The organism is Caulobacter rhizosphaerae (assembly GCF_010977555.1).
GTDB classification, from domain to species: Bacteria; Pseudomonadota; Alphaproteobacteria; order Caulobacterales; family Caulobacteraceae; genus Caulobacter; species Caulobacter rhizosphaerae.
In genome coordinates this window covers 5,629,084-5,641,692 of the sequence record NZ_CP048815.1, presented here as the reverse complement: position 1 = coordinate 5,641,692, position 12,609 = coordinate 5,629,084, and the positions used below count along the sequence as shown (strand labels likewise).

Below are 12,609 nucleotides of genomic sequence, written 5' to 3'. Positions count from 1 at the left end.
AATCAGACCAGCGCCTTCAGCTCCCCGAGCATCGTCGGGATCAGTTCCGACACGGTCGGGTGGATGTGCACCGCGCGCTGGATCACCGTATAGGGCGCCCTGGCGTACATCAGGTCGATCAGGCCGTGGACCGCCTCGTCGCCGTTCAGGCCCAGGATCGCCGCGCCGAGGATCTGCCTGGTCTCGGCGTCGACGACCACCTTCATGAAGCCTTGCGTCTCGCCCTTCTCGACCGCCCGACCGACGCGGGTCATCGGCCGCTGGCCGACCAGCAGCGGCCGGCCAGTGGCGCGGGCCTCGGCTTCGGTCATCCCGACGCGGCCCAGGGGCGGGTCGATGAACAGGCCATAGCAGGGGATGCGGTCGCTGACCTTCCTGGGATCGTTGTCCAGCAGGTTGGCCGCGACGATCTCGAAGTCGTTGTAGGCGGTGTGGGTGAAGGCGCCCTTGCCGTTGCAGTCGCCCATCGCCCAGACGCCGGGGTTGCTGGTCTTCAGCTGGTCGTCGACGACCACATAGCCGCGCTTGTCCAGGTCTATGCCCGCCTTGTCCAAGCCCAGGTCGTCGGTGTTGGGCCGGCGACCGATGGCCAGCAGCACGTGCGAGCCCACCACCTGAGGCGCGCCGTCCTCGCAGGTGACATGGACGCAGACACCCTCGTCGCCGCCCTCGGTCACCGCCGGCGCGAAGCTGATGCATTCGGCGTTAAGGCGGATGTTCACGCCCTCGGCCTGGAGGATCTGGCGCACCGCGTCGGAAATTTCCGGGTCCTCGCGGCCGATCAGCCGCGGGCCCATCTCGACCACAGTGACCTCGGCGCCGAAGCGCCGGTACATCTGGGCGAACTCCAGGCCGATATAGCTGCCGCCGACGATGACCAGGTGTTTGGGCAGGGTCTCGACTTCCATCATGCCGACATTGGTCAGGTACGAGACGTCGTTCAGCCCAGGCATGTCGGGCGCATTGGCGCGGCCGCCGACATTGAGGAAGATCTTCGGGGCGGTGAGCAGGTCGTCGCCGACCCGCACGGTGTCGGCGCTCTCGAACCGGGCGTGGCCCCGGAACACCGTGCAGCCCTTCATGCCGTCCAGCCACTTTTCCAGGTTGCCGCGGGCGTTGAGGGTGACCGACCGGGCCCGATCATGGACCCGCTTCATGTCCACCCCGACCTCGCCCTGCAGGACGACGCCGTAGTCGGCCGACCGCCGCGCCAGGTGGGCGGCGTAGGCGCTGGCCACCAGGGTCTTGGTCGGCATGCAGCCGGTGTTGACGCAGGTCCCGCCGATGTCCTGGCGCTCGACCAGGGCGACGGTCCAGCCGGCGTCCGTCAATCGTCCGGCCAGGGCCGGGCCCGCCTGGCCGGCCCCGATGATGATGGCGTCGAAGCGCCGGGTTTTGGAATTGGGGGCGGCCATGGGTCAGACGGCCGAGACGATCAGGGCCGCGCCGCCCACGGCGACCACGTCTTCCAGCAGGCCGGCGGGCAGGTCGCGGCCGAACGCCTTGGCCAGGCGGCCGCGGACGTCCGCGCCGCCCAGCGTGCCGATCACCGCGCCGATCGCGCCGGCGACGGCCCCGCCGATCCAGGCGTCCTGGGTCGTGCCGATGGCCGCGCCGCAGAATGCGCCGCTGACGATCCGTGTTCCGAACTGCACCGGAACCTTGCGACTGGGGGTCTTGGGCAGCTGGTCGCCGACCAGTTCCAGGACAGCCAGGGCGGTGAACGTCCAGGCTGCGATCGCGCCGCCCAGCCAGGCCAGCGGCCCGCCCTGCAGCGAGATCAGGCCCAGATGCGCGCCCCAGGCGACGGCGGCCGGGGCGGTCATGGCGCGAAGGCCTGCGACGACCCCGATCAGCAGGGCGAACAGATAGAGCGACATGCGGGCCTCCGGCGTTCAAGCGCCGCCGTCACCTGCCGCGCCGCGCGATCAAACCGCAAGGGCGACCGGTGTTCTTGGACGTTTCGGCTCTGGCCGGCGCCTGGACGTCCTTCGAGGCTCGGCGACGCCTCGCACCTCAGGATGAGGATTTCAGCAAGACGCTCCTCATCCTGAGGCGCCGCGAAGCGGCCTCGAAGGACGCATGGCCTCAGCCCAGGGGGTATTCCGCCTCCAGCCGATAGGCCGAGCCCTCGCTGGTTCGCCAGCTAGAATAGAGGCCAAAGCGGTCGACGCGGAACGGCGGCGAATGCAGCAGGTTGTTGGCCTGGATCCAGGCGGCGACCTCGGGAACGGCCGGCCGCTTCAGATAGGCCAGGGTGACGTGCGGGGTATAGACCCGGGCCTCCGGCTTCAGGCCGGCCCGGCGGGCGGCGCTCTCGTTGGCCTTGGCCAGATGGCGCAGGTCTCGGTTCTCGGCGAGCCCGGCCCAGACCGCGTGGATCTCGACGCCTTCGCCGAAATGGCCGACGCCCTGAAGCTCGAGGTCCAGGGCCGGGGCCTGGATCCCCCGCAGTTCCTCGTCCAGGTCGGCGGCGGTGGTTTCCTGCACGTCGCCGATGAACTTCAGGGTGATGTGGAACGCCTGGCGCGCCCGCCAGCGCGCGCCCTCGATCCCGTGCTGGCGCGGCAAGAGGTGCTCGCCGACCTCGGTCGGAATAGCGACGGCGGTGAACAGGCGGATCATGAGAGGGGTTTACAGGATCCTCCCCCTATGGGGGAGGTGTCGGCGAAGCCGACGGAGGGGGGTTATCGGCAGGGCGCAATATCCCGGACATTCGATCCTAAAACTCCCCCCACCGATCGCTTCGCGATCGCCTCCCCCACAGGGGGAGGATTTAGGGACACGGATTCGGCTGCAGGGCGTGCAGGGCGTTGACCGCCTTTTCCATCTCCTCGGTCCAGGTCAGGTCGAACGCGGCGATGTTGGTCTTCAGCTGGTCCATCGTGGTGGCGCCGATGATGGTGGCGGTGACGAACGCGCGGGTGTCGCAGAACTTCAGGGCCAGCTGGGCCGGGTCGACGCGGAAATGGGCGGCGAGCTCGACATAGCCGCGGATCGCCGGCTCGGCGCCGGGACCCTCGTAGCGCTGCATGCGGTTGTAGAGCGCCTTGCGCGAGCCCTCGGGCAGCTTGCCGTCCAGGTACTTGCCGGTCAGGGCGCCCTGGGCCAGGGGCGAATAGGCCAGCAGGCCGACCTGCTCGCGCATGGCGATCTCGGCCAGGCCGTATTCGAACGTGCGGTTGGCCAGGTGGTAGGCGTTCTGGATCGAGGCGATGCGCGGCAGGCCGTGCGCCTGCGCCTCGGCCAGGAAGCGCATCACGCCCCACGGGAACTCGTTGGAAACGCCGATCGCCCGGATCGTCCCCTTCTTCACATGGGCGTCCAGCGCCTCGAGGATGTCGCCGAACGCCTCGAAGTCCTGATCGTAGTCCTTGAAGGTCTGGCCGCCGAACACCCGCACCGGGCGGTCGGGCCAGTGCAGCTGGTAGAGGTCCAGATAGTCGGTCTGCAGGCGTTTCAGCGACTGCTCGACCGCGTAGTCGATCTGGGCCTTGGTCTGGCGGGTGGGACCGCCGTCGGGCCGCATCCACGACAGGCCGCCGAACGCCGTGCCCCGACCGGCCACCTTGGAGGCCAGGACGATCTCCTGGCGCTTGCCGCTCTTCTTCAGCCACGACCCGATGTGGCGCTCCGTCGACCCCTGCGTCTCCGGGCTGGGCGGGCTGGCGTACATCTCGGCGGTGTCCCAGAAGGTCACGCCCTGGGCGAGCGCGTAGTCCATCTGCTGGTGGGCCTCCGCCTCGCTGTTCTGCGAGCCCCAGGTCATGGTGCCCAGGCAGCAGCGCGAGACCTGGATGCCGGTCCGGCCGAGTTCGACGTAGTCCATGGCGCCCCTTTCAAGGATGTTGCGGATTCATCTTAAGGGCCGCGCGCGCCACGGAAAGCGCAACATCTTGCATGATACTCGCGGGGCCCCGATATTCGGGAAGCGTCCAAGACGGGCGCGCTGTTTTTTCGAAGGGCCTTAACCCGATGAACGACTTCAACCGCGGCTACGCGCGCTCGATCCCCGCGGATCGCGCCGACATGTCGGTTGACGCCGGCCTGCGTAGTTTCATGCTCGGCGTCTACAACAAGGTGGCGCTGGGTCTTCTGCTTTCCGCCGCCCTGGCCTACCTGACGACCGCCTATGCGCCGGTCGCCAACCTGCTCTACATCCAGACCCCGGAGGGCCGTCTTGTCGGCTTCACGGTGCTGGGCATGGTGCTGCGCTTCGCGCCGCTGGCCATGATCCTGGTGTCGATCTTCGCCATGCGCAACCCGACCGCCCGCTCTTCGGGCGCGCTGTACTGGGCCCTGGTGGCCTCGATCGGCGCGGGCCTGGGCCTGTGGCTGCTGGTCTACCAGATCCAGTCGGTGTTCACGACGTTCCTGATCACCGCCATCGCCTTCGGCGGCCTCAGCCTGTTCGGCTACACCACCAAGAAGGACCTCACCGGTTTCGGCAGCTTCCTGATCATGGGCCTGATCGGCCTGGTGCTGGCCTCGCTGGCTCAGATGTTCCTGCACCTGCCGGGCCTGAGCTTCATCATCAGCATCCTGGGCGTGTTCATCTTCGCGGGCCTGATCGCCTACGACACCCAGAACCTGAAGATGAACTACTACCAGATGGTGGGCGTCGATCGCGACTCGATGGCGGTGGCCACCAACTACGGCGCGCTGAACCTCTATCTGAACTTCATCAACCTGTTCCAATTCCTGCTCAGCATCTTCGGCTCGCGCCGCTAGATCCGGGTTCGGACCTGAAACGCGAAAGCCCCGGCGGGAAACCGCCGGGGCTTTTTGCTTGAGAGGCTCCGAGGACGCAGGGCGGCTCTAATCCACCACCTTGAACCGGCCCCTGTCGAACATCCGCAGCACTTGGCCGAGGTCGTGGCCGCGCTTCAGGGTCAAGCCGCCCTGGCCGATCACCGCCCATTGGCCCTGCTTGCGGGCCAGGGCCGGGCGCTTCTCGATGCGGTAGAGCGGGGCCTCGGCCGCGTGGCGGAACACCGAGAACACCGCGTGGTCGATCGTCCCGGCCATGCCGTAGTCGCGCCACTCGCCGGCGGCGACCATCCGGCCATACAGCCGCAGGAGCTGGTCGATCTCGCGGCGCTCGAAGAAAACGACGCCGGCGGCGGGGCGGGAATCCAGGGCCATCGGCCGAATCCTAAACCCAAATCGGGCCCGGATGCGAGCGGCGCCGTGCACGCCCCTCGCCAGCGTTGCGGCCACGCTACAGTCGCGCTTGATAATGTCCGGCCCGGCTCCGGCGGACACGAAATGACCTTAATTTGGACCCGCCGCCGCCCGCTTGGCTCTCCATCTTGAGGCTGTCGGCTGATCGGACATCCTGCGGTTCAGGATCCTGAACAGCCCCCCCAGCCCCCTTGATCGTGGGCCGATCGGCCGACAGACAACTCTCTGCACTACCCGCTCAGAACCCCGCGTGGCGCCCCTCTCCACGCGGGGTTTTCGCGTGCGCGTCACACGGCCTGGCCGCCGATGCAGGCGGGCGACACATGGCGGACACGAACCGCCGCGAAACGACCTTGATCACGCCCTTCGAGCGCCGGCTTGGCCCGCCATAAGATCATTGTCGGCTGATCGGACGTCCCGGCTCGGACCCTGATTGCCCCCCAGCCCCCGACCCGGGCTCCGGTCGGCCGACGGTCTAGATATTCCCCTCCCCCTAAGAGGCCCGCGCGGTGTCCCCTCCCCGCGCGGGCCTTTCATTATGGGGGCGCGATCCTCCCCCTGTGGGGGAGGCGATCGCGAAGCGATCGGTGGGGGGAGTGTTGCGAGGGCGGCTCAGGGATCGACGATCCGACAACTCCCCCCCTCCGTCGGCTGCGCCGACACCTCCCCCAAGGGGAGAGGGTTTTCTATTTCTCCGCCGCTTCCTGCAGCACGCCGATCACCCGGCCGCCCTTGGCGCCCTGCACCAGGATCACGGTCTTCAGCGCCTCGTCGCCCGCCGCTGGCAGACGATACAGCCTGGGGCGACCGTTCCAGGGGCCCAGGCGGACCAGCTCGCGCACGACGTTGCGGTGGACCAGGGTCTGGCCGCGGTTGTCGCCGCGCTTGACGGCGATGTCCTGCTCGCGCGGATCGTAGCGCACCAGCCAGACCTCGCCCCCGCCGCGCGGCGCGGGCCCCGAGCCGACGGCGACGCGGGCGCCGTCGCCGACGAATTCCATGTCCGGCGGGTTGGAGGGCGCCTTGGCGGCCTCCTTGACCAGGGTCTCGACGGCTTCGGCCTTGGCGCCGGACGCCTGCTGGCGGCCGGCGACCACCACCTGCGGGGTCGGCACGTCGCGCAGCGAGAACTTCGTGGCGTAGGCGCGCTGGCGAGCGGCGAAGGCGGGCTTGGCGAAGGTGTCGGTCCAGCCCAGATAGTCCCAGTAGTCGACCGAATAGGTCAGGGCCAGCACGCCCTTGTCGTCGGCCATGTCGGCGACGACCTGGTTGGCCTTGCCGCAGGACGAGCAACCTTGGGCGGTGAACAGCTCGACGACCACCGGCGGTTTCGCGGCGAAGGCGGGCGTGGCTGAAAAACCCGCGAGGGTGGCGAGAACAACGGAGAGCAGGGCCTGACGCATGTGCGGGGCACTTAAGCCAAGATCGCGGAAGATGGCCGTTCACGAGGCCGTGAAGGCGGGCTTTCCGCACAAAAACCGTCAACTGCAGGGTGCGCCGGCCGTGCGGCAAGGAAAAAGCCGGGCTCTTTCGGACCCGGCTTGATCTTGTCCGGCGCTGAAGGCGCCCTGACCGGGGCCCTTAGTCGGCCTTGGCCAGGTTGCGCAGCACGTAGTTCAGGACGCCGCCGTTCTTGAAGTATTCAAGCTCGGTGGGCGTGTCGATGCGGCAGCGGACCGGGAAGCGGGCGATGCGGCCGTCGGTCGGGCGGTAGAGCTCGACGATCAGCTGCTTACGCGGCGCCAGGTCCTGCAGGCCGCGGATCGACACGATCTCCTCGCCCGTCAGTTCCAGCTTCTGCCAGCCTTCCTGGACGAACTGCAGCGGCAGCACGCCCATGCCGACCAGATTCGAACGGTGGATGCGCTCGAAGCTTTCGCAGATAACCGCCCGGACGCCCAGCAGCTTGGTGCCCTTGGCGGCCCAGTCGCGCGAGCTGCCGGTGCCGTATTCCTTGCCGCCGAACACCACGGCCGGACGGCCCTCGGCCTGGTACTTCATGGCCGCGTCGTAGATCGACATCACCTCGCCCGAGGGGAAGTGCTTGGTCACGCCGCCTTCGATGTCCGGGGTGATCTTGTTGCGGATGCGGATGTTGGCGAACGTGCCGCGCATCATCACCTGGTGGTTGCCGCGACGGGCGCCGTAGCCGTTGAAGTCCAGCGGGTCGACGCCGTGGTCGATCAGGTACTGGCCAGCGGGGCTGGTCTTCTTGATCGAGCCGGCCGGGCTGATGTGGTCGGTGGTGATCGAGTCGCCGAACACGGCCAGGACGCGGGCTTCCACGATGTCGGTGACCGGGGTCGGGGTCATCGACATGTTGGGGAAATAGGGCGGGTTCTGGACGTAGGTCGAGTCGCCTTCCCAGGCGTAGGTCTGGCCGCCGGTGATCTTGATCCCCTGCCAGTTCTTGTCGCCCTTGAAGACGTCGCCATAGCGGGTGGCGAACATCTTCTCGGTGACCGACTTGCGCTGCAGGGCGGCGATGTCCTCGTTCGAGGGCCAGATGTCCTTCAGGAAGACGTCGGCGCCCTTCTTGTCCTGGCCCAGCGGCTGGGTGGTCAGGTCGATCTTCATCGAGCCGGCCAGGGCGTAGGCCACCACCAGCGGCGGCGAGGCCAGGTAGTTGGCGCGGACGTCCGGATTGACCCGGCCTTCGAAGTTGCGGTTGCCCGACAGCACCGAGCAGGCCACCAGGTCGGCGTCGTTGACGGCCTTGCTGATGTTCTCGGGCAGCGGACCCGAGTTGCCGATGCAGGTGGTGCAGCCGTAGCCGACCAGGTTGAAGCCCAGGGCGTCCAGGTGCTTGGTCAGGCCGGCCTTCTGCAGGTAGTCGGTGACCACCTGCGAGCCGGGGGCCAGTGAGGTCTTCACCCACGGCTTGACCTTCAGGCCCTTGGCGACCGCGTTCTTGGCCAGCAGGCCGGCGGCGATCAGCACCGAGGGGTTGGAGGTGTTGGTGCAGCTGGTGATGGCCGCGATGACCACGTCGCCGTGGCCGACGTCGAAGTTTTCGCCCTCGACCGGCACGCGGGCGTCGGGAGCCTCGGCCTTGCCGAACTCGCCGGCCAGGCTCTCGGCGAACTTGCCGGCGGACTCGGTCAGCAGCACGCGGTCCTGCGGACGCTTGGGGCCGGCCAGCGACGGCAGCACGGTCGACAGGTCCAGCTCCAGGGTGTCGGTGAAGGTCGGCTCGGCGACGCCGGGCTCCCACCACAGGCCCTGCTCCTTGGCGTAGGCTTCGACCAGGGCGACGCGGGCGGCGTCGCGGCCGGTGCCCTTCAGATAGGCCACGGTCGAGGCGCTGATCGGGAAGAAGCCGCAGGTCGCGCCGTATTCCGGAGCCATGTTGGCGATGGTCGCCTGGTCTTCCAGGGTCAGGTTGGCCAGGGCGTCGCCGTAGAATTCGACGAACTTGCCGACCACGCCCTTCTTGCGCAGCATCTGGGTGACAGTCAGCACCAGGTCGGTGGCCGTCGCGCCTTCCGGCATGGCGCCGGTCAGCTTGAAGCCGATGACTTCCGGGATCAGCATCGGGATCGGCTGGCCCAGCATGGCCGCCTCGGCCTCGATGCCGCCCACGCCCCAGCCCAAGACCGACAGGCCGTTGACCATGGTGGTGTGGCTGTCGGTGCCGACCACGGTGTCGGGATAGGCGACTTCGGCGCCGTCGACGGCGGCGGTCCAGACGGTCTGGGCCAGGTATTCGAGGTTCACCTGGTGGCAGATGCCCGTGCCCGGAGGCACGACGCGGAAGTTGTTGAACGCCGACGAACCCCAACGCAGGAAGCGGTAGCGCTCGATGTTGCGCTCGTATTCCTTGGCGACGTTCTCGTCATAGGCCTTGGACGAACCGAAGTTGTCGACCATCACCGAGTGGTCGATGACTAGGTCGACCGGGTTCAGCGGGTTGATCTTGGCGGGGTCGGCGCCCAGCGACACCATGGCGTCGCGCATGGCGGCCAGGTCGACGACGGCCGGAACGCCGGTGAAGTCCTGCATCAGCACGCGGGCCGGGCGGAAGCTGATCTCGTGCTCGACGCTGCCCTTGTTGTCCAGCCAGTTGGCCACGGCCTTGAGGTCGGCTTCGTTGACCGAAACGCCGTCTTCGTAGCGCAGCAGGTTCTCCAGCAGCACCTTCATCGACACCGGCAGCTTGCCGGCGTCGGCCAGACCGGCTTCCTCAGCGGCGCGAAGGCTGTAATAGACGTAGGTCTTGCCGCCGACGACGAGTTCGCGGCGGGTTTTGAGGCTGTCTACAGACGCCATTTCGAAGGATCCCTTCTCTGTCCACGGCCGCCGGAAAACCTCTCCAGGGATCGCGCGATCGAGGCGGACCCACAGCGTCCATCCTCGCGCCGCGTACGCCCCATCCAATGCGGAGGGTGACGGCCGAGGGCTTCTTAGCCGTCGCCGTGGGCAACGTCCATGCACAGGGCAGGGTCTTGAGGGCTTGCGGCCTATGTTGAGAACTATTCGCATCAAGGACTTAAGTCTTGTTCGCGGCGAACGGCGGCTGTTCTCGGGGCTGGACCTGGAGGTTTCGGCCGGCCAGGCGTTGGCGCTGACCGGGCGCAACGGCGCGGGCAAGACCAGTCTCTTGCGGGCGGTGGCGGGACTGTTGCGGCCGTCGCAGGGCGTCATCGGCTTCGACGGCGAGGCCGGCCCGCTGGAGGCCGAGGTCGCGCGGTCCGACGCCCTGCACCTGGTCGGCCATCACGACGGGCTGAAGTCGACGCGCTCGGCCTGGGAGGAGCTGCTGTTCCAGGCCCGCTGGACGGGCGGCTCGGAGGCCTCGGCCCGCGACGCGGCGACCCGGCTGGACCTGGACCGCCTGCTCGAGCTGGAGGTCCGCCGGCTGTCGGCCGGCCAGCGGCGGCGGGTGGCCCTGGCGCGGCTGCTGGCCAGCCCCCGCTCGCTGTGGTTGCTGGATGAGCCCATGGCTCCGCTGGACGCCGGTCATCGCGAGGGCTTCGGCCTGCTGATGGCCGAGCACCTGGCCGGGGGCGGCATGATCCTGGCGGCGGTGCACGATCCCCTGCCCGTTCCGGCTCGGGCGGTGGAGGTCGGAGGATGAGGGCCTTCCTGATCCTACTGCGCCGCGAGTTGGCCCTGGCCTGGGGCAAGGGCGGTGGTCCTCTGCTGGCCCTGGCCTTCTACGCCTGCGTGGTCACCCTACTGCCCCTGGCCGCCGGCCGCGCGCCCGAACGGCTGGCCAGCCTGGCCCCCGGCATCGCCTGGCTGGCCCTGGCCCTGGCCGCCCTGCTGTCCCTGGAGCGGCTGTTCGAACGCGACTTCGAGGACGGGGCGTTGGACCTGCTGGCGCTGGGTCCCGCGCCGCTCGAGATCGTGGCCGTGGCCAAGTGCCTGGCCCATTGGCTGGCGGCGGGCGCGCCCCTGGCCTTCGCCGCTCCGATCGCCGCCCTGGCTCTGGGGGCCTCGCCGGCCATCATCCCGCTGCTGATCCCCTGCGCCCTGGCCGGAGGCCTGGCCTTCTCGTTCCTGGGCGGGCTGGGGGCCAGCCTGGCCCTGGGCAGCAAGCGCGGCGGCCTGCTGGTGGCGGTGATCGTCCTGCCGCTCTACGTGCCGCCAGTGATCTTCGGGGCCGGCGCCCTGGACGCCCTGGCCGGCGGCCTGCCGTGGACGGGGGGTCTATTCCTGCTGCTGGCCTATTCGGCGGCGGCCGTGGCCCTGGGGCCGATCGCCATGGCGGCGGCTTGTCGGAATGCGCTGGATTAGGCTGAACTCCAGGGCTCGGCCAAAGCTCAGTGGCGGAAACCCTCGTCCTTCGACAAGCTCAGGATGAGGGTTTCTTTTGAACCGTCGTCGAATTCGTCCTCATCCTGAGCTTGTCGAAGGACGAGGACGCTCCCAGGTCTCCCGCCGCTCCTAAATCGGCCCCGCGCTGGCGCAGACGGACTGGCTCCGTCGCTCGCCCAGCACCACCGCGAAGCTGCCGGCGATGATCATCAGGCCGCCGGCCGCCAGGGCCCAGGTCAGGCGGTCGCCGAACAGCATCACCCCGACGCAGGCGCCCATCAACGGCTCGATGTTGATGAACACCCCGGCGCTGGCGCTGTCGACCCGGGCCGAGCCGAACTGCCAGGCGGCGGTGGCCACCAGGGTGCTCAGGACGCCCAGGCCCAGGATGCCGCCCCAGGCGACCGGGCTGAGGTCCAGCCTCGGCGGGCCGTGCATCAGGAAGGCGATCGGGGCCACGGTGACGGCGGCGACGATCACCGTCACCGCAGGAATGGCCATCTCGTTGGGCGCCTTGGGCGCGCGGCGCAGCACCGTCAGCCAGGCCAGGAAGATGAACAGCGAGCCCAGGGACAGGGCCACGCCCAGGGGCGAGCCGGCGCCGTCGGGCTTGCCGGCGATCAGGGCGGCCCCCAGGGTCGCGGCGGCGACCCCGGCCCACGAGGCGCGGCTGACCTTTTCGCCCAGCAGCTTGGCCGCGATGGCGATCAGGGCCGGCATGGCCCCGACCAGCAGGGCCGCCAGGGTAACGCTGACATGGGCCAGGCCCTCGAACTGCACCATGAAGGCGATCCCGTAGAGCGCGCCGGCCAGAAGGACGACCGGCGAGCGGAACAGGCCCCGGGTCTCGGCGCTGCGCAGGGCGAACGGCGCGGCCACCACCGCCGCCACCAGGAAGCGCAGCAGCACCATGTGGGCGGAGTCGGTCTCGCGCAGCACCAGCTTGCCCAGCGGAAAGCCGAGGCCCCAGCACAGGCCGGAGACGATCAGGGCGAGAAAGGCGATGCGTTTGTTGGAGCGGTTCATGACCGGGCTTCTAACCGTGTTCGTGCCGAGTTGTGTCAACACCGAGCGCTAGGGGGCGAATTCCCCGTCCTTCGACAAGCTCAGGATGAGGAATTCGAATGCCACCGCTGCAAAAGTAGCCCTCATCCTGAGCCTGTCGAAGGACGAGGGCGGCTCATGAACCGCTAGAGCTTCAGCCCGAAACGCGGTCCGATCGCCGTCATCGTCAGATAGAGGCCGATGGTGACCGCGCAACCGGCCCCCAGCGCCATCCAGAAGTTCACGCCCCGCCGCAGCAGGGCCGGCACGATCAGGAACATCGGCAGGGACGGCAGCACGTACCAGAAGGTGGCCTCGACATGGGTCGCCATGCGCTTGACGTCATGGGTGTCGCGCCACAGCCACAGCATGCCCAGGATCGAGATCAGCGGCAGCGAGGCGACCAGGGCGCCGAAGCCCGGCTGGCGCTTGGCGATCTCGGACACCAGGGCGATGATCACGCCCGAAATCGCGGCCTTGGCCAGCAGGTACAGCATCGCGCGGGTCTCCCTGGACGGCGGCGAGGTGTTTATGCATCGCGGCGTCCGTCAGTTCTGCAATATTCGCCGGTGATCCTGACATTCCCGGGTTACACGCGGACTCGAGGTTCCGCTCCAGGAA

12 protein-coding genes and 1 pseudogene are annotated in these 12,609 nt (G+C 68.5%); 4 read left to right on the top strand and 9 right to left on the bottom strand.

Going from position 1 to position 12,609, the window contains the following annotated elements; all coding sequences use genetic code 11:
• Positions 1-2 precede the first annotated feature (2 nt).
• The 4 genes from G3M57_RS25750 to G3M57_RS25735 all read right to left on the bottom strand — a co-directional run bounded on the left by G3M57_RS25750 (position 3) and on the right by G3M57_RS25735 (position 3,829).
• Positions 3-1,415 (bottom strand): FAD-containing oxidoreductase, encoded by a 1,413-nt coding sequence (locus G3M57_RS25750; protein ID WP_163233550.1) that lies wholly within the window; start codon positions 1,413-1,415, stop codon positions 3-5.
• A gap of 3 nt (positions 1,416-1,418) precedes the next feature.
• Positions 1,419-1,880, bottom strand: coding sequence for a DUF4126 family protein (locus G3M57_RS25745; RefSeq protein WP_163233549.1), 462 nt, complete (start codon positions 1,878-1,880; stop codon positions 1,419-1,421).
• Between the two features lie 208 nt (positions 1,881-2,088).
• On the bottom strand, positions 2,089-2,625 hold the full coding sequence (thpR, locus tag G3M57_RS25740) for an RNA 2',3'-cyclic phosphodiesterase (protein ID WP_163233548.1): 537 nt from the start codon (positions 2,623-2,625) through the stop codon (positions 2,089-2,091).
• Positions 2,626-2,776: 151 nt separating this feature from the next.
• Positions 2,777-3,829 (bottom strand): aldo/keto reductase, encoded by a 1,053-nt coding sequence (locus G3M57_RS25735; RefSeq protein ID WP_163233547.1) that lies wholly within the window; start codon positions 3,827-3,829, stop codon positions 2,777-2,779.
• Positions 3,830-3,975: 146 nt separating this feature from the next.
• Here G3M57_RS25735 and G3M57_RS25730 point away from each other — a divergent pair, with 146 nt between their 5' ends.
• A complete protein-coding gene (locus G3M57_RS25730) occupies positions 3,976-4,731 on the top strand; it encodes a Bax inhibitor-1/YccA family protein (protein WP_056754721.1) in 756 nt (251 codons plus the stop codon).
• Positions 4,732-4,818: 87 nt separating this feature from the next.
• On the opposite strand, the gene G3M57_RS25725 is transcribed toward G3M57_RS25730, so the two are convergent.
• The 3 genes from G3M57_RS25725 to acnA all read right to left on the bottom strand — a co-directional run bounded on the left by G3M57_RS25725 (position 4,819) and on the right by acnA (position 9,453).
• Entirely contained in the window at positions 4,819-5,145 is a 327-nt protein-coding gene (locus G3M57_RS25725) for a DUF2794 domain-containing protein (RefSeq protein ID WP_163233546.1), read from the bottom strand.
• 725 nt (positions 5,146-5,870) lie between these two features.
• Positions 5,871-6,587 (bottom strand): DUF1223 domain-containing protein, encoded by a 717-nt coding sequence (locus G3M57_RS25720; RefSeq protein WP_163233545.1) that lies wholly within the window; start codon positions 6,585-6,587, stop codon positions 5,871-5,873.
• Between the two features lie 178 nt (positions 6,588-6,765).
• A complete protein-coding gene (gene acnA, locus G3M57_RS25715) occupies positions 6,766-9,453 on the bottom strand; it encodes an aconitate hydratase AcnA (RefSeq protein WP_163233544.1) in 2,688 nt (895 codons plus the stop codon).
• Positions 9,454-9,646: 193 nt separating this feature from the next.
• Between acnA and ccmA the strand changes: the two genes are divergently transcribed.
• The 3 genes and pseudogenes from ccmA to G3M57_RS28045 all read left to right on the top strand — a co-directional run.
• A complete protein-coding gene (ccmA, locus tag G3M57_RS25710; RefSeq protein ID WP_163233543.1) occupies positions 9,647-10,261 on the top strand; it encodes a heme ABC exporter ATP-binding protein CcmA in 615 nt (204 codons plus the stop codon).
• On the top strand, positions 10,258-10,923 hold the full coding sequence (ccmB, locus tag G3M57_RS25705; RefSeq protein WP_163233542.1) for a heme exporter protein CcmB: 666 nt from the start codon (positions 10,258-10,260) through the stop codon (positions 10,921-10,923). Before ccmA ends, ccmB begins: the two co-directional genes overlap by 4 nt.
• Before the next feature lie 29 nt (positions 10,924-10,952).
• Positions 10,953-11,053: pseudogene (locus G3M57_RS28045) on the top strand (hypothetical protein); the annotation flags it as partial.
• 20 nt (positions 11,054-11,073) lie between these two features.
• On the opposite strand, the gene G3M57_RS25700 reads toward G3M57_RS28045, so the two are convergent.
• Positions 11,074-11,970, bottom strand: a complete 897-nt coding sequence (locus G3M57_RS25700; protein WP_163233541.1) for a DMT family transporter — start codon at positions 11,968-11,970, stop codon at positions 11,074-11,076.
• Between the two features lie 164 nt (positions 11,971-12,134).
• Positions 12,135-12,485 carry a DUF3147 family protein gene (locus tag G3M57_RS25695; protein ID WP_163233540.1) on the bottom strand — a complete coding sequence of 117 codons (351 nt, stop codon included), beginning with the start codon at positions 12,483-12,485 and terminating at the stop codon, positions 12,135-12,137.
• Positions 12,486-12,609 lie beyond the last annotated feature (124 nt).

Coding starts and splice junctions, on each gene's coding strand:
- G3M57_RS25750 (WP_163233550.1), bottom strand. CDS start 1,415: ATGGCCGCCCCCAATTCCAAAACCCGGCGCTTCGACGCCATCATCATC.
- G3M57_RS25745 (WP_163233549.1), bottom strand. CDS start 1,880: ATGTCGCTCTATCTGTTCGCCCTGCTGATCGGGGTCGTCGCAGGCCTT.
- thpR (WP_163233548.1), bottom strand. CDS start 2,625: ATGATCCGCCTGTTCACCGCCGTCGCTATTCCGACCGAGGTCGGCGAG.
- G3M57_RS25735 (WP_163233547.1), bottom strand. CDS start 3,829: ATGGACTACGTCGAACTCGGCCGGACCGGCATCCAGGTCTCGCGCTGC.
- G3M57_RS25730 (WP_056754721.1), top strand. CDS start 3,976: ATGAACGACTTCAACCGCGGCTACGCGCGCTCGATCCCCGCGGATCGC.
- G3M57_RS25725 (WP_163233546.1), bottom strand. CDS start 5,145: ATGGCCCTGGATTCCCGCCCCGCCGCCGGCGTCGTTTTCTTCGAGCGC.
- G3M57_RS25720 (WP_163233545.1), bottom strand. CDS start 6,587: ATGCGTCAGGCCCTGCTCTCCGTTGTTCTCGCCACCCTCGCGGGTTTT.
- acnA (WP_163233544.1), bottom strand. CDS start 9,453: ATGGCGTCTGTAGACAGCCTCAAAACCCGCCGCGAACTCGTCGTCGGC.
- ccmA (WP_163233543.1), top strand. CDS start 9,647: ATGTTGAGAACTATTCGCATCAAGGACTTAAGTCTTGTTCGCGGCGAA.
- ccmB (WP_163233542.1), top strand. CDS start 10,258: ATGAGGGCCTTCCTGATCCTACTGCGCCGCGAGTTGGCCCTGGCCTGG.
- G3M57_RS25700 (WP_163233541.1), bottom strand. CDS start 11,970: ATGAACCGCTCCAACAAACGCATCGCCTTTCTCGCCCTGATCGTCTCC.
- G3M57_RS25695 (WP_163233540.1), bottom strand. CDS start 12,485: ATGCTGTACCTGCTGGCCAAGGCCGCGATTTCGGGCGTGATCATCGCC.